Here is a 20,147-nt window from a genome sequence, read left to right as displayed (position 1 = left end):
CCGACCCCGACCCGTCCGTAGCGCCTGCCCGGGCGTTCCCTGAGGGTGTACACCGGCCGGGAACTTCGCCAGGCGTCAGTGCGCTTGCATACAGTGGCAGGACTTCTCCATATCGCGATCGAAGGGACGTACATGCCCATGGGTCACACGGCCACAGCGCAGGCCGGTTCCGGCGGCCTGACAGCGACCGAGCACCGGCTGGCCAATGGCCTGCGCGTGGTGCTCTCCGAGGACCACCTGACCCCGGTCGCCGCGGTCTGCCTCTGGTACGACGTGGGCTCGCGCCACGAGGTCAAGGGCCGTACCGGTCTTGCTCACCTTTTCGAGCACCTGATGTTCCAGGGCTCGGCACAGGTCAAGGGCAACGGCCACTTCGAGCTGGTGCAGGGTGCGGGCGGTTCGCTCAACGGCACGACCAGCTTCGAGCGCACCAACTACTTCGAGACGATGCCCGCCCACCAGGTGGAGCTGGCTCTGTGGCTGGAAGCCGACCGGATGGGCTCGCTGCTCTCCGCGCTCGACGAGGAGTCCATGGAGAACCAGCGCGACGTCGTCAAGAACGAGCGCCGCCAGCGGTACGACAACGTTCCGTACGGCACCGCGTTCGAGAAGCTGACCGCCCTCTCCTACCCGGAGGGCCACCCGTACCACCACACGCCGATCGGGTCGATGGCCGACCTGGACGCCGCGACCCTCGAGGACGCGCGCGCCTTCTTCCGTACGTACTACGCGCCCAACAACGCGGTGCTCTCGGTCGTCGGCGACATCGACCCGGAGCAGACGCTCGCCTGGATCGAGAAGTACTTCGGCTCCATCCCGTCCCACGACGGCAAGCAGCCGCCGCGCGACGGGACGCTGCCCGACATCATCGGCGAGGAGCTCCGCGAGGAGCTCCACGAAGAGGTCCCGGCCCGCGCGCTGATGGCGGCCTACCGGCTGCCGCACGACGGCACCCGTGAGGCCGACGCCGCCGACCTGGCCCTCACCGTCCTCGGCGGCGGCGAGTCCTCCCGGCTGCACAACCGCCTGGTCCGCCGCGACCGGACGGCCGTCGCCGCCGGTTTCGGGCTGCTGCGCCTCGCCGGCGCCCCCTCGCTCGGCTGGCTGGACGTCAAGACGTCGGCCGGCGTCGAGGTGCCCGACATCGAGCGCGCCGTCGACGAGGAACTGGCCCGCTTCGCCGCCGAGGGCCCCACGCCCGAGGAGATGGAGCGCGCGCAGGCCCAGCTGGAGCGCGAGTGGCTCGACCGGCTCGGTACGGTCGCGGGCCGCGCCGACGAACTCTGCCGGTACGCCGTCCTGTTCGGCGACCCCCAGCTCGCGCTGACCGCCGTCCAGCGCGTCCTGGAGATCACGGCGGAGGAGGTCCGGGCGGCGGCCAGGGCCCGCCTGCGCCCGGACAACAGGGCGGTCCTGGTGTACGAACCGACACACGCGGCGGACGCAGCCGACGACACCGCAGACGCCGCCGGTGCGGCCGGTACGCAGGAAGGGGCGGACAAGTGACCGACACCGCAGCCGTGAGCATGGAATTCCACCCCCGGCCGCAGGCGGGCACCCCCACGCCGTGGGCGTTCCCCGCCCCCGAGCGCGGCTCCCTGCCCAATGGCCTGACCGTCCTGCGCTGCCACCGCCCCGGCCAGCAGGTCATGGCGGTCGAGGTCTTCCTCGCCGCCCCCCTGGAGGCCGAGCCCGAGGGCCTCGACGGCGTGGCCACGATCATGTCGCGGGCCCTCTCCGAGGGCACCGACAAGCACTCCGCCGAGGAGTTCGCCGCCGAGCTGGAGCGCTGCGGCGCCACGCTCGACGCGTACGCCGACCATCCGGGCGTCCGGGTCTCCCTGGAGGTCCCGGTCTCCCGGCTGCCCAAGGCGCTCGGCCTGCTCGCCGACGCGCTGCGCGCGCCCGCCTTCGCGGACGGCGAGATCGAGCGGCTGGTGGCCAACCGGCTCGACGAGATCCCGCACGAGACGGCCAACCCGTCCCGCCGCGCCGCCAAGCAGCTCTCCAAGGAGCTGTTCCCGGCCACCTCGCGCATGTCGCGGCCGCGCCAGGGCACCGAGGAGACGGTGAAGCGCATCGACGCCGCCGCCGTGAAGGGCTTCTACGCGGCGCACGTGCGTCCCGCGACCGCCACCGCCGTGATCGTCGGCGACCTCGACGGCACCGACCTGGACGCCGTACTGGCCGACACCCTGGGGGCGTGGAAGGGCGACACCGCCGAGCCCCGCCCCGTACCGCCGGTGACGGCCGACGACACGGGCCGTGTGGTCATCGTGGACCGCCCCGGCGCGGTCCAGACGCAGCTGCTCATCGGCCGGATCGGCCCCGACCGGCACGACCGCGTCTGGCCGGCCCAGGTCCTCGGCACGTACTGCCTGGGCGGCACGCTCACCTCCCGCCTGGACCGCGTCCTGCGCGAGGAGAAGGGCTACACGTACGGCGTGCGCGCCTTCGGCCAGGTGCTGCGCTCCGCGCCGGACGGGTCGGGCGCGTCGATGCTGGCGATCAGCGGCTCGGTGGACACGGAGTCCACGGGGCCGGCGCTCGAAGACCTCTGGAAGGTGCTGCGCACCCTCGCGGCCGAGGGCCTCACCGACGCCGAGCGCGACGTCGCCGTGCAGAACCTGGTGGGTGTCGCACCGCTCAAGTACGAGACGGCGGCCGCCGTCGCCGGCACGCTCGCCGACCAGGTCGAGCAGCACCTGCCGGACGACTTCCAGGCCCAGCTGTACGCCCGCCTCGCCGGGACGGGCACGGTGGAGGCCACCGCGGCGGTCGTCAGCGCCTTCCCCGAGGACCGTCTGGTCACGGTCCTCGTCGGGGACGCGTCGCAGATCGAGGAGCCCGTCAGGGCGCTCGGCATCGGTGACGTGACGGTGGTCGCCGGCTGACGGTCCGCCCGTCCGAGCCGATTGCGCAACTCCCTCAAAACGGGAGGTAGAGGGACCTCGGTGGCCGACAGGCCGCCGGGGTCCTTTGTGTATGTCCGTTTTGTTGCGGAGTTGCCTTTCTGGTCTGTGGGGTGCGTTACAAAGTGCGATGTCTTTTTGGTGATTGAAAGATCTCCCGTTTAGCGTCGGTCCGGCTGTCCGTCAGCAGTGAGCCGCATCCGCGGCACCGGGCAGTCATCGCCGAGTCCCCGTCAGGCGCGAGCCTGGGGAGCCGGGGACCCAAACCGTCCCTGGGGTGAATCGGACGTCCTTCCGTGCGCACGTACGGAGAGGGGTCCGTAGGAGACCTTCCTGCTCCGAACCCGTCAGCTAACCCGGTAGGCGAGAAGGAAGGAAAGGACCAGCCACTCCATGGCGTTCACCCGTGCCACCGGGAAGCACCGTCGTCCGAGCCGTCCGGGCCGTCTGACGCGCAGGAGCGCGAACCTCGCGGGCGTTGCCACCCTCGCGACGACCGGCGCCATCGGGAGCCTGGCCTCTCCGGCCCTCGCCGCCGGCTCCGGTGCCGGCGCCGACGCGGCCCACTCCGTCGAGGCGACCGGCCTGACCGAGGCCCTCGTCATCGGCGACTCCCTCGCCGACCGGATCGCCGCCCAGGCCGAGGCGCAGCAGCACGCCGCCGACAAGGCGGAGGCCGAGCGCAAGGCCGAGGCGGAGCGCAAGGCGGAAGCCAGGCGCAAGGCGGAAGCCAGGGCCGAGGCGAAGGCCGAGAAGGAGCGCGAGGAACGCGAGGAGCGCGAGGCCGAGGAGCGTGCCGCCCGTGCGGCGGAGCGCGAGCGCCTCACCGCCTACACCCTTCCGGTCGCCGGTTCCGTCGTGACCACCGGCTACCAGAGCGGCGGCTCGCTCTGGTCCTCCGGCAGCCACTCCGGCATCGACTTCCGCGCCGCGTCCGGCAGTTCCGTCGTGGCCGTCGGTGCGGGCACCGTCGTCGAGGCCGGCTGGGGCGGGGCGTACGGCAACAACATCGTCATCAGGATGAACGACGGCACGTACACGCAGTACGGCCACCTGTCGTCCATCGGCGTCTCCGTCGGCCAGGCCGTCGCCCCGGGCCAGCAGATAGGCATCTCGGGTTCGACCGGCAACTCGACGGGCCCGCACCTGCACTTCGAGGCCCGTACGTCTCCCGAGTACGGCTCCGACATGGACCCGGTCGCGTACCTGCGCGCGCACGGCGTGAACGTCTGACGCACCCCGGTTTTCCCGAAGGCCCCGGCTTCCCGCCGGGGCCTTCGGCGTTGGCCAAAAGATATCCATGAATTCCCGCCGCCCGTCGGAAATTGCGCACCGCTGCAATAGAGTCGCCGAACAGGTGTCAATCGACCGCGTTTCGCGGGGGACAAGGCGGAGGTCCGCTCATGCGCATTCCCGCGCAATCGGTATGCACGGCGATCCGTGACGACATCGTCTCCGGCGTCTTCGAGCGGGGCAGCCGGCTCACCGAAGAGCTGCTGGCGCGCCGTTACGGCGTCTCGCGCGTCCCGGTCCGCGAGGCCCTGCGCACGCTGGAGTCCGAGGGGTTCGTCACCACCCGCCGGCACGCGGGCGCCTGCGTGGCCGAACCCACCGAGCAGGAGGCCGCGGACCTCCTGGAGGTCAGGATGCTGCTGGAGCCGCTGGGAGCGGCCCGCGCCGCCCAGCGGCGCACCGAGGCGCACCTCAAGGTGTTGCGCGGCCTGGTCAGGCTGGGTCAGGAGCGGGCCCGCCGGGGCGAGGGCGAGGACCTGAGCTCCCTGGGCGGCTGGTTCCACGAGACGCTCGCCCAGGCGTCCGGCAGCCCCGGCCTCACGGCCCTGCTCACCCAGCTCAGGCACAAGATCACCTGGATGTACGCCGTCGAGCAGCCCGCCCGTCCCGTCGAGTCCTGGGCCGAACACGGTGCGATCGTCGACGCCGTGGCGCGCGGCGACGCGCGGCGGGCCCGGGCGCTGACGGCCCTGCACGCCGAACGGGCGGTGGCCGCGCACCGGTTGCGGCGCCCCGGCCCACGGCAGGAGCGCGTGAGGACTTCGCAACATGCCGTAAACACCGGGGGCGGACACAATTAACAGACGTGCCGTATACAAAGAAAGCGAATCGGCGGGGTCTTTTCCTGCTGCCCGGAATTCCTGACGCATGTCTCCGCATAAAAACGAAGAAGCCGCGACGCCCCGAATTCGGGGTGCCGCGGCTCCTTCGTGAGAATGCGCCCGTCCGAGTGGTCAGACGGTCTCGGGAAGCTCGTCCAGGCCCTCGGAGACCAGCTTCGCCAGGCGGTCGAGGGCGGCGTCGGAGCCGTCGGCCTCGGAAGCGAGCACGATCTCTTCGCCGCCCTGCGCGCCCAGGCCGAGCACCGCGAGCATGGAGGCCGCGTTGACCGGCTTGCCGTCGGCCTTGGCGATCGTCACGGGGACGCCCGAGGCGGTCGCTGCGCGAACGAAGATGGAGGCGGGCCGGGCGTGCAGGCCTTCGGCCCAGCCGACGGTGACACGGCGCTCAACCATGGTGTTGCCCTTCATGTTCTAACGGTTGTCTAGACCAGTCTCTCATGTCGTGCGGGGGAGCCGTGCCCGTCGCCCTGCACCGGCCGCGCGCGGCGGCCCCAGCCTGCCTCGCCCCGAGCGGGCCCGCGACCCGTAGGCTTTCGTCATGCAGCCTCCGATGGAGCAGACCCCGCCGGATCGCAACGGGCACCACGCGTACCCGGCCCACTGGGAAGCCGACGTGGTGCTGCGCGACGGGGGTACGGCACGGATCCGCCCCATCACCCCCGACGACGCGCAGCGCCTGGTCAGCTTCTACGAGCAGGTGTCGGACGAGTCGAAGTACTACCGCTTCTTCGCGCCGTACCCCCGCCTCTCCGACAAGGACGTCCACCGCTTCACCCACCACGACTACGTGGACAGGGTAGGCCTCGCGGCGACGGTGGGCGGCGAGTTCATCGCCACGGTCCGGTACGACCGCATCAACGCGCAGGGGCGCCCCTCGTCCGGCCCCGACGCCGACCTGGCCGAAGTCGCCTTCCTGGTCCAGGACGCCCATCAGGGGCGCGGGGTCGCCTCCGCCCTCCTCGAACACATCGGCGCGGTCGCGCGCGAGCGCGGAATCCGGCGCTTCATGGCGGAGGTGCTCCCCGCCAACTCCAAGATGATCAAGGTCTTCACGGACGCCGGCTACACCCAGGAGCGCAGCTTCGAGGACGGCGTCGTCCACCTCGAATTCGGCCTGGAGCCGACCGACCGCTCCGTCGCCGTCCAGCGCGCCCGCGAGCACCGCGCGGAGTCCCGCTCCGTGCAGCGCCTCCTCGCCCCCGGCTCCGTCGCGGTCGTCGGGGCCGGGCGCGCGCCGGGCGGGGTGGGGCGCACGGCCTTGCGCAACCTGCTCGCCGCCGGATACACGGGCCGTACGTACGCCGTGAACCGGGCCTTCCCGGACGACCTCACCGAGCTGGACGGCGTCCCCGCGCACCGCTCCGTCGCCGGGATCGGCGAGGCCGTCGACCTCGCCGTCGTCGCCGTACCGGCCGAACGGGTGCCGGAGGTGGTCGCGGACTGCGGCGAGAGCGGCGTGCAGGGGCTGGTCGTCCTCTCCGCCGGATACGCCGAGAGCGGGGCCGCGGGCCGGGCGCGCCAGCGCGAACTGGTGCGCCAGGCCCGTTCGTACGGCATGCGCATCATCGGGCCCAACGCCTTCGGGATCATCAACACCTCCGAGGCGGTGCGCCTCAACGCCTCCCTCGCGCCGGAGCCGCCCGCGCGCGGCCGCATCGGCCTGTTCACGCAGTCCGGAGCGATCGGCATCGCGCTCCTGTCGGGGCTCTACCGGCGGGGCGCCGGCCTGTCCTCGTTCATCTCCGCCGGCAACCGGGCGGACGTGTCCGGCAACGACTTCCTCCAGTACGGCCACGAGGACCCCGACACCGACGTCGTCCTCCTCTATCTGGAGTCCATCGGCAACCCGCGCAAGTTCACGCGCCTCGCCCGGCGCACGGCGGCGGCGAAGCCGGTCGTCGTGGTCAAGGGCGCGCGCCACAGCGGCAGTACGCCGCCGGGGCACGCGGTGCCCGCCACGCGCATCCCCGACGCGACGGTCTCCGCGCTGCTGCGGCAGGCGGGGGTCATCCGCGTCGACACCGTCACCGAACTCGTCGACGCGGGACTGCTGCTCGCCGGGCAGCCGCTGCCGGCCGGGCCGCGCGTCGCCATCCTCGGCAATTCCGAGTCCCTGGGCCTCCTGACGTACGACGCCTGCCTCGCCGAAGGGCTGCGGCCGCTGCGGCCGCTCGACCTGACGACGGCCGCGACCCCGGCGGACTTCCGCGCGGCGCTGGCCCGGGCGCTGGCGGACGGGATGTGCGACGCGGTCGTGGTCACGGCGATCCCGTGGGTCGGCGAGAACGGTGCGACGGAATCCGGCGACGGGGAGGTCCTGGCGGCGGCGCTGCGGGAGGCGGCGGCGACGGGGGAGGCGAAGCCGGTGGCGGTCGTGCACGTGGAGATGGGGGCCCTGGCGGACGCGCTCGCCGCGGCGACGAGCACGGCCCGTCCGGCGCCGGAGCCGATGCCTCCGGGTGGCCCGGGGGCGGGGGCCGCCGCGCGGGACTCCTCCCCGGCCCACCCCTCCCCGGTCCGGGGCGCTGCCCCGGACCCCGGCCGCCGAACGCCGGACGGGCCGGGTCTGCCTGCGCCCGGGGACGCACCCGAAGGCCGCTCCGGGGCGGACGGCGCGGGCGACGGGCGGCGGATCCCCGCCTACCCCGCCGCCGAACGCGCCGTGCGCGCACTCGCGGAGGCCGTCAAGTACGCGCAGTGGCGGCGGCAGGCCGCCGATCCCGGGCGGGTGCCCGAGTACGACGACATCGACGAGGCCGGGGCCGCCGGCCGGATCGCCGCGCTGCTGAGCGAGGGCGGCGCCGCCCCCGGAGGGATGTCCCTCGGGGACGGCGCGGCCCGGGAGCTCCTCGCGCGGTACGGCATCGACGTACGGCCGGCCCTGCCCGCGCCGAGGCCCGACGCCGCCGTCGCGGCGGCCCGGCGGCTCGGCTACCCCGTCGCCCTCAAGACCACCGCCCCGCACCTGCGCCACCGCCCCGACCTCGGCGGCGTACGCCTCGACCTCGGTGACGAGCAGGAACTGCGCCGGGCCTACAGCGAGCTGACCGACGCGCTCGGCAAACCCGAGGAGCTCCAGCCCGTCGTCCAGGCCATGGCCCCCCGCGGCGTGGACACCGTCGTACGGGCCTCCATCGACGCCGCGGCCGGCGCCGTGCTCTCCTTCGGGCTGGCCGGAGCCGCCTCCGAGCTGCTCGGTGACATCGGACACCGGCTGGTCCCGGCCACCGACCGGGACGCCGCCGAACTCATCAGGTCGATCCGCACCGCCCCGCTCCTCTTCGGCTGGCGCGGCTCGGACCCCGTCGACACCGCCGCGCTCGAAGAGCTGCTGCTGCGCGTCTCGCGCCTGGTCGACGACCACCCCGAGGTGGTCGGGGTCTCCCTGGAACCCGTGGTCGTCGCCCCGCACGGCCTGTCCGTGCTCGGCGCCTCCGTGCGCCTCGCGTCCCCGCCCGCCCGCGACGACCTCGGCCCCCGCCGCCTCCCGAGCTACTGAGCCGTCCACAGGCCCGGCATCGCGTCCCCCGGAGCCCCGTAGGATGGAGGGCATGGCGAAGACCGGTACGACGACCAAGGGGCTGCGCGCGGCCATCGAGCGCAGCGGCTACTACCCGGCCCTCGTGGCCGAAGCGGTGGAGGCCGCTGTCGGCGGCGAGCCGGTCTCCTCATACCTGGTGCACCAGGAGACGACCTTCGACTCCAACGAGGTCCGCCGCCACGTCACGGTGCTCGTCCTGACCGGCAACCGCTTCATCGTCAGCCACACCGACGAGCAGGCCGCCGACGCCACCTCCCCGGCGCCGTACGCCACCACCTCCACCGAGTCGGTCAAGCTCGACCGGATCTCGTCGGTCGTGGTCAGCCGCGTCGTCGCCAACCCGGAGAAGTACGTTCCGGGCACCCTGCCCCGCGAGGTCGTCCTGACCATCGGCTGGGGCGCGGTCTCCCGCATCGACCTGGAGCCCGCCGCCTGCGGCGACCCCAACTGTGACGCGGACCACGGCTACACCGGCAGCACCACCGCCGACGACCTCAGCCTGCGCGTCAGCGAGGCCGGCGACGGACCGGACGCCGTCCGCCAGACGCTCGCGTTCGCCCAGGCGCTCTCCGAAGCGACCGCCGCGGCCGACCGCTGATGGCGCAGCCCGTCTGGTCCGACCCGGTTCCGCTCGCCCTGGGCACCGCGCCCGCCCCCGAGTACGGCAGCGGCTCGCTCGCCGACCTCCTGCCGACCCTCGCGGCGGGCATGGACGTCCCCGGGGCGACCGCCGCGATCCCCGAACTCACGCCCGCCGACCGGAACTGCGTGTTCCTGATCGACGGTCTCGGCTGGGAGCAGATCAAGGCCCACCCGGACGAGGCCCCGTACCTCCACTCCCTCCTCGGCAGTTCGCGCGGCGGCACCGGACGCCCGCTCACGGCCGGCTTCCCCGCCACCACCGCGACCTCGCTCGCCTCCGTCGGCACCGGACTGCCGCCCGGCGCGCACGGCCTGCCCGGCTACACCGTCCGCGACCCGGACACCGGCGCGCTGATGAACCAGCTGCGCTGGAAGCCGTGGACCGACCCGCACGTCTGGCAGCCGTACCCCACGGTCTTCCAGCTCGCCGACGCCGCGGGCGTGCACACCGCGCAGGTGTCGTCCCCGGACTTCCAGCACACCCCGCTCACCAAGATCGCGCTGAGCGGCGGCACGTTCCGCGGCAAGCTCACCGGCGAGGACCGCATGGACCTCGCCGCCGAGCAGCTGGCGGCGGGCGACCGTTCGCTGGTCTACACGTACTACAGCGAGGTCGACGGCAAGGGCCACCGCTTCGGCATGGACTCCGACGCCTGGCGCGGCCAGCTGATGTACGTCGACCGGCTCGCCCAGCGCCTCGCCGAACAACTGCCGCCCCGCGCGGCGCTGTACATCACCGCCGACCACGGAATGATCGACATCCCCTTCGACGAGGAGTCGCGCATCGACTTCGACGAGGACTGGGAGCTGGGCGCCGGCGTCGCCCTGCTGGGCGGCGAGGGCCGGGCCCGTCATGTGTACGCCGTCCCGGGCGCCGAGAACGATGTGCTGACCGTCTGGCGCGAGGTGCTCGGCGAACAGTTCTGGGTGGCGAGCAGGGACGAGGCGATCGCGGCCGGCTGGTTCGGCCCGGCGGTCGACGAGCGGGTGTACGGACGCATCGGCGACGTCGTCGCCGCGGCCCACGACGACGTCGTGGTCACCGCGTCGCGCCGGGAGCCGCACGAGTCCGCGATGGTGGGCATGCACGGCTCCATGACGCCCGCCGAGCAGCTCGTCCCGCTCCTCGAAGTCCGCTCGTAACCCCCGCACTCCCACGCACTGACCTGAAAGGCCCTCAACCCCTCATGCCCGAGCTGGTGTTCTTCTCCGGAACGATGGACTGCGGAAAGAGCACCCTGGCTCTTCAGATCGAGCACAACCGGTCCGCGCGCGGCCTCCAGGGCATGATCTTCACGCGTGACGACCGGGCGGGCGAGGGCAAGCTCTCCTCCCGCCTCGGCCTGGTCACCGACGCCGTCGAGGCCGCAGAGGGCTTCGACTTCTACGCGTACCTCGTCGCCCACCTCTCCCAGGGCAACCGCGCCGACTACGTGATCGTGGACGAGGCCCAGTTCCTCGCAGGCGAGCAGATCGACCAACTGGCCCGCGTCGTCGACGACCTGGAGCTCGACGTCTTCGCCTTCGGGATCACCACCGACTTCCGCTCCAAGCTCTTCCCCGGCTCGCAGCGCCTGGTCGAACTCGCCGACCGGGTGGAGGTGCTCCAGGTCGAGGCGCTGTGCTGGTGCGGCGCGAGGGCCACGCACAACGCCCGTACGATCGGCGGCGAGATGGTCGTCGAGGGCGCCCAGGTCGTCGTCGGCGACGTCAACCAGTCGCCGGACGAGGTCGGTTACGAGGTGCTGTGCCGCCGCCACCACAGGCGCCGGACGACGGCCGCGGCCGCGCACGCCGCGGCCCTGTCGCCCGACGTGCTGCCCGTCGACCCGTCCCTCGCCGACTCCGTCAGCCGGCCGTCGTCACGATCGTGAACACAGCTCCCTCCGGGTCCGAGACGACCGCCGACCTTCCTCGCGCGTCGTCCCGGGGCGGTTGCAGCACATGCCCGCCGAGCTCCTCCAGCAGACGGGCCGACCCGTCGGTGTCCCCGACCTCGAAGTACGTCATCCAGTGCGGCCCCCTGTCACGCGGCAGGGCGGCGCCCACGCCGCGCACGGACGCCACCGGGCGGCCGTCGAGGCGCAGCGTCAGCCGGTCGAGGTCGGCACCGACGTCCGTCTCCGCCTCGTAGCCGAAGACCGCCGCGTAGAACTTGCCGACCACCGACGTCTCGCGCGTCACCAGCTCGTTCCAGACCGGAGTGCCGTGGGTACCGGCGAGGGCCGTCCCCGGATGGGCCGCGGCCTGCCAGAGGCCGAAGACCGCGCCGGCGGGGTCGGAGCAGATCGCCATCCGGCCCGCGTCGCCCGCGTCGACCGGACCGACCCCGACCGTGCCGCCGTGGCTCCTGACGGACTCGGCCGTGACACCGGCGTCGTCGGTGGCGAGGTACGGCGTCCAGGCGATGGGCAGATGCCGGTCGGGCGGCAGCTGCCCGACGCCCGCGATCTCCTTGCCGTCGAGCTCGGCCCGTACGTACGGGCCGAGCTGCTGCGGTCCGGGCCGGAACTCCCAGCCGAACAGCGCTCCGTAGAATTCCCGGGTGGTGGCCAGGCCGTGCACCATCAGACTCACCCAGCAGGGCTCACCGGGCGTGTGCCGCCGGGTCGCTGCCTCCGTCATCGTCACTCTCTCCTCGGACCATCGTGGTGGTCGTGCGGGAACGGGCGCTCCGTTGTGAAGCGGTGAAGCGGTGAAGGGATGAAGGGAAGCGCCCGTGCAGATGCTTGCACCACCTGGCGTACGACGCGTCCCGGCCGCGCCGCTTTCTGCGGGTTCCCGCAAGAGAATGCCTGATTCGGCGCCTCCCGTCCGGTTCGGCGCCGCCGTCGTACGGTGTCGGCCGTACCGGAGGCTGCGCGAGGATGGCACCTATGAATGCCATCATCACCGCAGCCGAACTCGCGAGCGAGACCACGGGAGAGCGGCCGCCGGTCCTCCTGGACGTCCGTTACCAGATGGGCGGGCCGCACGGCCGCGCCGCGTACGAGGCGGGACACATCCCCGGAGCCGTCTTCGTCGACCTCGATGCGGAACTCGCCGGCCCGCCCGGCTCCGGCGGCCGCCACCCGCTCCCGGACGTCGAGGACTTCGGCGCGGTCATGCGCCGCGCGGGCGTCCGTCACGACACCCCGGTCGTGGTGTACGACGGCGGGCAGGGCTGGGCCGCGGCACGCGCCTGGTGGATGCTGCGCTGGGCGGGCCACCAGGATGTCAGGGTGCTGGACGGCGGCCTCGCGGCGTGGACGGGTCCGGTCGAATCGGAGGTCCCGGCCCCGGCCGCCGGTGATTTCCGGCCGGCCCCCGGCGCCGTGGCGCTCCTCGACGCGGACGGCGCCGCCGAGCTCGCCCGTACCGGCCTGCTGCTCGACGCGCGGGCGGCCGAGCGCTACCGGGGCGAGGTGGAGCCGATCGACCCGGTCGCCGGCCACATCCCGGGCGCGGTCTCCGCCCCGACCATGGAGAACGTCGGACCCGACGGCCGCCTTCTCCCCGCCCCCGAACTGGCCGCCCGCTTCACGTCGCTGGGCGCCGGCGAAGCGCGGGCGGTCGGCGTCTACTGCGGCTCGGGCGTCTCCGCGGCACAGCAGGTGCTGGCCCTGGAGGTCGCGGGCATTCCGGCGGCGCTGTACGTGGGGTCGTGGTCCGAGTGGTGCGCCGACGCGTCCCGCCCCGTGGCCACCGGACCCGACCCCCGGTAACCGCGCAGGCCGAGGGGCCCGTACGCGATCCGTACGGGCCCCTCGCCCCAAGGCGTCCGGCGTCTATTCCTGCTTCTTGCGGCGCGTGCCGAAGACGATCTCGTCCCAGCTCGGTACGGCCGCCCGTCGTCCGGGCCGGACCCCGTCGGCCTCGGCCTGACGGTCCGTCGTGCCGGTGAGCCGGTCCCGGTGGCCGGCGACGGCGCGCGGCATGAGCACATCGGCGTACGCCGCCCCGGCTCCGGACGCGGCGGACGCGGCGGTCTCCTCGGCCTCCGGCTCCTGCGCGGCGTCGGGCTCGGTCGTCGGCTCCGCGGGCGGAGCGGGCCGCTCGGGCACCACCATGTCACCGCGGAAGCTCGGCACCGCCTCCAGCAGACTGGTCAGCGAATCCCGCTCACCGCCGGCGCCCTCCTGCTGCGGCTCGGGCGCGGGCAACGGTACGGCGGGCCGCTCCAGCTGCCGGTCGAGCGCACGGTCCAGCGGCCGGTCCCGGGGCAGTCGCGCGATCCGCGGCACGAAGGGGAAGCTCGGCTCCGGCGCGGCCACCATGGTGGTGTCGTCCGTCTCGCCGATCAGCGCGCGCGCCTCGTCGTCCACGGCCTGTACGAGCCGCCGGGGCGGGTCGTACGTCCAGCTCGCGGAGTGGGGCTCGCCCGCGACGCGGTAGACCAGGAGCACTTCCCACGTGCCGTCGTCGCGCCGCCAGGAGTCCCACAGAACGGTTTCCTTGTCGGCGCCGCGCAGCAGCAGCCGCTCCTGCACCGCCTCGCCGAGCTGGGGCCCGGTCCCGGTGTTCTCGCCGGGACGGCGCACCGGGGTCTTCCGGGCGCGCTCGGCCATGAAGGCGCGTTCGGCCAGTACGGGGCCTTCGAAACGGCGGACCCGGTCCACCGGGATGCCCGCGTGCTGAGCGACCTCCTCGGCGGAGGCACCGGCCCGTATCCGGGCCTGGATGTCGCGAGGGCGGAGATGGCTCTCCACCTCGATCTCGATCTGGCCGAGGCGGGCGCGGTCGTTGCGCACCGCGGCACGCAGCCGCTCGTCGATCGGAAGTGTGTACTCCGTGCTGTCAGCAGCCTTCAGCACCAGTCGTGTGCCGTCATTCGAGACGGCCACGACACGCAGTTCGGGCATGGGAACCTCCCGGGTGGTGCCTGCCGACGTCACGTGCGTCGCTGCTTCCGCTAGTCGAGTGTGGCCTGCCCGGGTGCAGCCTGCCACAACCTTGCCCAGTTGCCCGGCGTGTCGGGCATCAGCCCTGGATCGCCGTTATGGCACGGTTACCATTTCGCCACTCATAGTGACCGACTCGTCACTGTGAGCATTCGGTGCCCGTGATGGAGGCCGGACCCAGGGCTCGCCACAGTACTCCATTCGGACCATGAGGGTGGACCGGCGCGCCACCGAAGTTCTCCACGCGTGCGGGAGTTGAGGGCGCCGGTCCGTTGCCGCAGGGCCTCTGTAGTGGCCTGTTTCACAGAATCGCTTGAAGCGGAACTATCCACTTCGCCCAAATGTCCCTTCATGTTGCAAGGTGGACCAGATGGGTGAGATGGGCAAGCAGAGGCTGGGCATGGGCGGTAGGCCGGAAAACAACAGTGATGAACCGAAAAATCCGCGATTGGACCTGAGTGTCGCTCAGGTGGCGGGAAGCGCGGTGGCCGCCGTGGTGGCGGCGGTACTGGCCTCCCAGCTCGGTGTGTACGGGACGATCATCGGCGCGGGAGTGGTCAGTGTCGTCGCGACCAGCGGCGGCACGGTCTTCCAGCACCTCTTCCGGCGCACCGGGGAGCAGATCCGCGAGGTCACGGTCCATGCGAAGCCGAAGGCCCGTCAAGTACCGGCGCATGACCCGCGCGGGCACGGGCAGGAGGACGGGGACGCGACGCGGACGCGGGTGCTGCGCACCGTCACGGTGCCGACGGACCTCTCGAACGCCGGTCTCCCGGACGAGGAGTTCAGCGAGGCCACCACGCACGGCACGCGGGTGCGGGGCTGGAAGCGTTCCGTCGTCGCGGCCGTCGCCGTGTTCGTCGTGGCGATGGGCGGTATCACGGCGTACGAGCTGATCACGGGCGACGGCCTCGGCGGCGGCAGGGGCAGCACCGTCGGCACCGTCTTCCGCGGCGGCGGCGGCGAGCAGCACCAGCGCCAGAAGGAGGCCCCGCCGTCGCAGGCCCCCGAGGAGACTCCGGGCAGCGGCTCCGCGACGCCCGGCACCGGGACCGGCGACGGCCAAAGCCCCGGCCAGGACTCCGGCGACACCGGCACCGGTACCGGCGCGGGGGGCGACGGCGACGGCGGTGCCTCGACCGGCCCCGGCAGGACGCCACCCACGACGACGGACGGCGGTTCGACGGGCGGGACGGGCGAAGCGACCCCGACGCCCACTCCGACCCCGACGCCGTCCGGAACCACCGGTGGTGAGGGCGGCGACGAGGGCGGCGGCGCGAGCGACGGCGCCGACGAGGACCCGGCGGCGGGCGGCGACAGCGACGGCGGCGGCACCACGGCGGACAGCGGCGCGCAGGCCGGTACCCCCGCCCCGTAGGGCCGGGAGGGGAACGGGCCCGCAGGACCGGCCGCCCTAGTCGCCCAGGATCCGCCGCAGATAGTCGTTGGCGAAGAGCCGCTGCGGGTCCAGCCGGTCGCGCACCGCCGTGAACTCGGCGAAGCGCGGGTAGACCTCGGCCAGGTACGCGGCGTCGCGCGTGTGCACCTTGCCCCAGTGCGGCCGGCCGCCGTGCGCGGTCATGATCCGCTCGACCGCGGTGAAGTAGGCCTGGTACGGGGTGCCCCGGTACAGGTGCACCGCGATGTACGCCGTGTCCCTGCCGTACGCCGTGGACAGCGTGATGTCGTCCGCCGGGGCCGTCCGTACCTCCACCGGGAAGCTCACGCGCAGCGGCGAGCGCTCGACCAGCGCCTTCACCTCGCGCAGCGCCTCCACCGCGGCCTCGCGCGCGACGGCGTACTCCATCTCCATGAAGCGCACGCGGCGCGGGCTGGTGAAGACCTTGTACGGGATGTCCGTGTACGTACGCGCGGAGAGCGCGCGGCTGGAGAGCCTGGCGATCACGGGTATGGCCGCGGGAACGGCCCGGCCGACCGAACAGGCCACCTGGAAGGCGCCGTTGGACAGGAGCTCGTCCTCGACCCAGCCGCTGATCCTGCCGGGCGGGGCCGTGGGGCCCGCGCTGCGGTTGTTGCGCTTGGTGTTGCAGTTGCCGGTGTGCGGGAACCAGTAGAACTCGAAGTGCTCGTTCTCCGCGTGCAGCGCTTCGAAGTCGGCGGTGACCCGGTCGAAGGTCATCGGTTCCTCGCGGGCCCTCAGCAGGAAGAGGGGCTCCACGGCGAAGGTGATCGCGGTGACGACGCCCAGCGCGCCGAGCCCGAGCCTGGCGGCCGCGAAGACGTCGGCGTTCTCCTCCGCGGAGCACGTCAGCAACGAGCCGTCGGCCGTGACGAGTTCAAGGGCGCGGATCTGCGCGGACGTCGAGGCCGAGTCGCGGCCGGTGCCGTGCGTGCCGGTGCTGGTCGCGCCGGCCACCGTCTGCTCCATGATGTCGCCCATGTTCGTGAGCGACAGGCCCTCCCTGGCCAGGGCCACGTTCAGGCGCTTGAGCGGGGTGCCGGCCTCCACGGTCACGGTCCCGGCCACGCGGTCGATGTCGCGGATGCCGGTCAGCAGGTCGGGCCGGATCAGCACACCGTCGGTCGCGGCGGCCGCCGTGAACGAGTGGCCCGTGCCGACCGGCTTCACCTTCAGGCCGTCCTCGGCGGCCCTGCGCACGGCTTCGGCGAGCTCCCCGGCCGAGGCGGGGGTCACTTCCCGTACCGGACGGACGGTGACGTTCCCGGCCCAGTTACGCCACGTGCTCGCCGTCCTGGATGTGGTGGCCATCTGCCCCGTACCCTCCCCGCTTCTGTGCCGGCCTGCGGAGCCGGCGGAACCCCAGGAACGCCACCACGGCCGCGAGCGCTCCCGCCGCGACGGGCACCGCGTACCCCGACTCCGCCCCCGCCGCGTCGACCACCCAGCCTGCGGCCGAGGAACCGAGAGCGATACCGACGGCGAGCCCGGTTCCCGTCCAGGTCATGCCCTCGGTCAGTTTGGCGCGCGGTACGTGCTGCTCGATGAGAGCCATGGTGGTCACCATCGTCGGCGCGATGGCAAGGCCCGCAACAAAGAGCGCCACGGCCAGGAACGGCAGGTTCCCGGCCAGTAGGAGGGGGATCATACTCACGGCCATCGCGCAGACCCCCACCAGCCACCTGGTGGACGCCTCGCCCTTGAGGTGCAGCAGCCCGAAGACCGCTCCCGCGAGGCAGGAACCGAGCGCGTACACGGCGAGGACGAGGCTGGCCGCGGCCTTGTGCCCCTGCTCCTCCGCGAACGCCACCGTCACCACGTCGACCGACCCGAAGATCGCGCCGGTCGCCACGAAGGTGGCCACCAGGACCTGGAGCCCGGGGGAGCGCAGCGCGGAGCCGCCGGTGTGCTCGTCGCGCGGGTGCGGGACGGGCTCGGTGGCGCGCTGGGCGGTCAGCCAGAAGACGCCGACGACCAGGAAGACGGCGGCGAGCAGCGGGCCCGCCTCGGGGAACCACGCGGTCGAGAGCCCGATGGAGATGATCGGGCCGAAGATGAAGCAGACCTCGTCGGCGATCGACTCCCAGGAGTACGCCGTGTGGAGTTCGCGCGGGGAGCCGCGGTAGATCTCGGCCCAGCGCGCCCTGACCATCGAGCCGACGCTCGGCACGCAGCCGGCGCCGGCCGCGAACACGAACAGCGCCCAGTCGGGGGCGCCCTGCTGGGCGCAGATCAGCAGCCCTGCGACCGCCGCGACCGCGACCAGGGTGGCGGGACGCAGAACGCGGCGCTGCCCGTACCGGTCGACGAGGCGGGAGATCTGCGGGCCCAGGACGGCGGCCGCCGTCGCGAGGGTGGCGGTGAGGGCGCCCGCGAGCCCGTACGCCCCTGTGAGCTGGGAAATCATGGTGACGATGCCGATGCCCATCATGGACAGCGGCATCCGGCCGAAGAAGCCGGCGGCGGAGAACGCCTTGGTGCCTGGGGCGGCGAAAATCGCGCGGTACGGACTGGGCAAGGGATGCTCCGGTAAGGCGTACAAATGGGATTCACAGCTTACGTCCGCCGGGCGGTGTGCCGCACGGCGGTTTCACCGTCACCGCGTGCGAGTGGCAGGATCGGACCCATGCCCGATCAGCGCGATCCCGCCCCTTACGACGCCCTGCTGCTCCTCTCCTTCGGCGGCCCCGAAGGCCCGGACGACGTGGTCCCCTTCCTGGAGAACGTCACCCGCGGCCGGGGCATCCCCAAGGAGAGGCTCAAGGAGGTGGGACAGCACTACTTCCTGTTCGGCGGCGTCAGCCCGATCAACGAGCAGAACCGCTCCCTCCTCGACGCCCTGCGCAAGGACTTCGCCGAGCAGGGCGTGGGCGGCCCGGACGGCCTGCCGGTCTACTGGGGCAACCGCAACTGGGCGCCTTACCTCGTCGACACCCTGCGCGAGATGGCCGCGGACGGACGCCGCCGCATCGCCGTGCTCGCCACGAGCGCGTACGCCTCGTACTCCGGCTGCCGCCAGTACCGCGAGAACCTCGCCGAGGCGCTCGCCACCCTGGAGGCCGAGGGAATCGAGCCGCCGCGCGTCGACAAACTGCGCCACTACTTCAACCACCCGGGTTTCGTACGTCCCATGGTCGACGGGGTCCTCGAGTCCCTGGCGGAACTGGACGACGACGTACGGGCTGGGGCCCACCTCGCCTTCACGACGCACTCCATCCCGATCGCCGCGGCGGACACGTCGGGCCCGGTGGAGGGGCACGGTGACGGCGGCGCGTACGTCGCCGAGCACCTGGACGTCGCCCGGGTGATCGCCGAGGCGGTGCGCGAGGAGACCGGCGTCGCGCACCCCTGGCAGCTCGTCTACCAGTCGCGCAGCGGGGCACCGCACATCCCGTGGCTGGAGCCGGACATCTGCGACCACCTGGAGGAGCGGCACGGCGCGGGCGTGCCCGCGGTCGTGATGGTTCCGATCGGTTTCGTCTCGGACCACATGGAGGTCCTGTACGACCTCGACACCGAGGCCACCGCCAAGGCCGCCGAACTCGGCCTGCCCGTCCGGCGGTCCGCGACCGTCGGCGCCGATCCGCGCTTCGCCGCCGCGGTGCGTGAGCTGGTGCTGGAGCGGGCGGCCGCCGAGCGGGGGCTCGCGGTGGAGCGGTGCGCGCTGGGAGCCCTGGGCCCGAGCCACGACCTCTGCCCGGTCGGCTGCTGCCCGGCCAGGTCCCCCAGGCCCGCAGCCGCGGGCGCCGACAGTCCGTACGCGTAACCCCTGCCGCATCCCTGCCGCACCCCTGCGCACAAAGGAGAGCCGTGACCGATCCCCTCACGTCCGAGCTGCTCGAACTCGCCCTGGAGGCCGCCCGGCGCGCCGGTGAACTGCTGCGGGACGGCCGGCCCGCGGACCTGGGCGTCGCCGCCACCAAGTCCAGCCCCATCGACGTCGTCACGGAGATGGACATCGCCGCCGAGAAGCTGATCACCGGCTTCCTCGCCGAACACCGCCCCGACGACGGGATCCTGGGCGAGGAGGGCGCGAGCAGCGAGGGCACGAGCGGGGTGCGCTGGGTGATCGACCCGCTCGACGGCACGGTCAACTACCTGTACGGGCTGCCTACCTGGGCGGTGTCCATCGCGGCCGAACGCGACGGCGAGACCCTGGTGGGCGTCGTGGAGGCGCCGATGCGCCGCGAGACGTACCACGCGGTGCTCGGCGGCGGCGCGTACGCCAACGGCGCCGCGCTGCGCGTGCGGCCCGCGCCGCCGCTCGACCAGGCCCTGGTCTCGACGGGCTTCAACTACGTCGCCACGGTCCGCAGCCACCAGGCGGACATCGCCCAGAAGCTGATCCCGAGGCTGCGGGACATCCGTCGCGGCGGATCGGCGGCGATCGACCTGAGCGATGTGGCGGCGGGACGTCTGGACGGCTACTACGAGCGCGGCCTCAGCCCGTGGGACCTGGCGGCGGGGGACCTCATCGCCCGGGAGGCGGGCGCGCTGACGGGTGGGCGGCCCGGTGAGCGCCCGTCCGGGGAGCTGACGATCGCGGCTCCGCCGGGCGTCTTCGAGCCGCTCCAGGCCCTGCTGGAGGACTTCGGCGCCTGGCACGACTAGGGAGCG

General features: G+C 73.0%; 17 protein-coding genes and 1 riboswitch. Of the genes, 12 read left to right on the top strand and 5 right to left on the bottom strand.

What is annotated here, in order from left to right; genetic code table 11:
- Nucleotides 1–132: 132 nt before the first annotated feature.
- From ACWD0Y_RS22125 to ACWD0Y_RS22110, 4 genes are all read left to right on the top strand, one after another.
- Nucleotides 133–1,506: a M16 family metallopeptidase gene (locus tag ACWD0Y_RS22125; RefSeq protein WP_450262035.1), complete on the top strand. Its 1,374-nt coding sequence runs from the start codon at nt 133–135 to the stop codon at nt 1,504–1,506.
- Nucleotides 1,507–1,526: 20 nt separating this feature from the next.
- Nucleotides 1,527–2,894: a M16 family metallopeptidase gene (locus ACWD0Y_RS22120; RefSeq protein ID WP_450262044.1), complete on the top strand. Its 1,368-nt coding sequence runs from the start codon at nt 1,527–1,529 to the stop codon at nt 2,892–2,894.
- A 228-nt stretch (nt 2,895–3,122) separates the two neighbouring features.
- A riboswitch (cyclic di-AMP (ydaO/yuaA leader) is annotated at nt 3,123–3,292 on the top strand.
- A gap of 13 nt (nt 3,293–3,305) precedes the next feature.
- Entirely contained in the window at nt 3,306–4,145 is an 840-nt protein-coding gene (locus tag ACWD0Y_RS22115; RefSeq protein ID WP_450262034.1) for a M23 family metallopeptidase, read from the top strand.
- 170 nt (nt 4,146–4,315) lie between these two features.
- Nucleotides 4,316–5,005: a GntR family transcriptional regulator gene (locus tag ACWD0Y_RS22110; RefSeq protein WP_450262033.1), complete on the top strand. Its 690-nt coding sequence runs from the start codon at nt 4,316–4,318 to the stop codon at nt 5,003–5,005.
- Between the two features lie 153 nt (nt 5,006–5,158).
- On the opposite strand, the gene ACWD0Y_RS22105 is transcribed toward ACWD0Y_RS22110, so the two are convergent.
- Nucleotides 5,159–5,440: an HPr family phosphocarrier protein gene (locus tag ACWD0Y_RS22105; protein ID WP_093803258.1), complete on the bottom strand. Its 282-nt coding sequence runs from the start codon at nt 5,438–5,440 to the stop codon at nt 5,159–5,161.
- Between the two features lie 145 nt (nt 5,441–5,585).
- On the opposite strand from ACWD0Y_RS22105, the gene ACWD0Y_RS22100 reads away from it, so the two are divergent.
- From ACWD0Y_RS22100 to ACWD0Y_RS22085, 4 genes are read left to right on the top strand one after another with little or no spacing between them, the layout of a single operon-like run.
- Nucleotides 5,586–8,546 (top strand): bifunctional acetate--CoA ligase family protein/GNAT family N-acetyltransferase, encoded by a 2,961-nt coding sequence (locus ACWD0Y_RS22100; protein WP_450262032.1) that lies wholly within the window; start codon nt 5,586–5,588, stop codon nt 8,544–8,546.
- Between the two features lie 52 nt (nt 8,547–8,598).
- Complete coding sequence (locus ACWD0Y_RS22095; RefSeq protein ID WP_093803257.1) at nt 8,599–9,186, top strand: DUF5998 family protein; 588 nt, start codon at nt 8,599–8,601, stop codon at nt 9,184–9,186.
- Complete coding sequence (locus ACWD0Y_RS22090; protein ID WP_450262031.1) at nt 9,186–10,373, top strand: alkaline phosphatase family protein; 1,188 nt, start codon at nt 9,186–9,188, stop codon at nt 10,371–10,373. Before ACWD0Y_RS22095 ends, ACWD0Y_RS22090 begins: the two co-directional genes overlap by 1 nt.
- Before the next feature lie 44 nt (nt 10,374–10,417).
- On the top strand, nt 10,418–11,104 hold the full coding sequence (locus tag ACWD0Y_RS22085; protein WP_450262030.1) for a thymidine kinase: 687 nt from the start codon (nt 10,418–10,420) through the stop codon (nt 11,102–11,104).
- Here ACWD0Y_RS22085 and ACWD0Y_RS22080 read toward each other — a convergent pair.
- Entirely contained in the window at nt 11,079–11,855 is a 777-nt protein-coding gene (locus ACWD0Y_RS22080) for a VOC family protein (RefSeq protein WP_450262029.1), read from the bottom strand. The two genes, ACWD0Y_RS22085 and ACWD0Y_RS22080, sit on opposite strands and share 26 nt — an antisense overlap.
- 251 nt (nt 11,856–12,106) lie before the next feature.
- Between ACWD0Y_RS22080 and ACWD0Y_RS22075 the strand changes: the two genes are divergently transcribed.
- A complete protein-coding gene (locus ACWD0Y_RS22075; protein WP_450262028.1) occupies nt 12,107–12,934 on the top strand; it encodes a sulfurtransferase in 828 nt (275 codons plus the stop codon).
- A gap of 63 nt (nt 12,935–12,997) precedes the next feature.
- On the opposite strand, the gene sepH is transcribed toward ACWD0Y_RS22075, so the two are convergent.
- Nucleotides 12,998–14,071 carry a septation protein SepH gene (sepH, locus tag ACWD0Y_RS22070; protein WP_450262027.1) on the bottom strand — a complete coding sequence of 358 codons (1,074 nt, stop codon included), beginning with the start codon at nt 14,069–14,071 and terminating at the stop codon, nt 12,998–13,000.
- 439 nt (nt 14,072–14,510) lie between these two features.
- Between sepH and ACWD0Y_RS22065 the strand changes: the two genes are divergently transcribed.
- A complete protein-coding gene (locus ACWD0Y_RS22065; protein ID WP_450262043.1) occupies nt 14,511–15,488 on the top strand; it encodes a hypothetical protein in 978 nt (325 codons plus the stop codon).
- 36 nt (nt 15,489–15,524) lie between these two features.
- Here the strand turns inward: ACWD0Y_RS22065 and ACWD0Y_RS22060 are convergent, their stop codons facing one another.
- Entirely contained in the window at nt 15,525–16,841 is a 1,317-nt protein-coding gene (locus ACWD0Y_RS22060) for a D-arabinono-1,4-lactone oxidase (protein WP_450262026.1), read from the bottom strand.
- Entirely contained in the window at nt 16,804–18,048 is a 1,245-nt protein-coding gene (locus ACWD0Y_RS22055) for an MFS transporter (RefSeq protein ID WP_450262025.1), read from the bottom strand. Before ACWD0Y_RS22055 ends, ACWD0Y_RS22060 begins: the two co-directional genes overlap by 38 nt.
- Before the next feature lie 108 nt (nt 18,049–18,156).
- Between ACWD0Y_RS22055 and ACWD0Y_RS22050 the strand changes: the two genes are divergently transcribed.
- Together ACWD0Y_RS22050 and ACWD0Y_RS22045 are read left to right on the top strand one after the other, a co-directional pair.
- Entirely contained in the window at nt 18,157–19,296 is a 1,140-nt protein-coding gene (locus ACWD0Y_RS22050) for a ferrochelatase (protein WP_450262024.1), read from the top strand.
- A 44-nt stretch (nt 19,297–19,340) separates the two neighbouring features.
- The gene (locus tag ACWD0Y_RS22045; RefSeq protein ID WP_450262023.1) at nt 19,341–20,141 is read left to right on the top strand and encodes an inositol monophosphatase family protein; all 801 of its coding nucleotides are present in this window, start codon (nt 19,341–19,343) and stop codon (nt 20,139–20,141) included.
- Nucleotides 20,142–20,147 lie beyond the last annotated feature (6 nt).

The organism is Streptomyces altiplanensis (assembly GCF_053591575.1).
The sequence above is the reverse complement of the archived record's forward strand: the minus strand, read 5'-3'. Positions and strand labels throughout refer to the sequence as shown.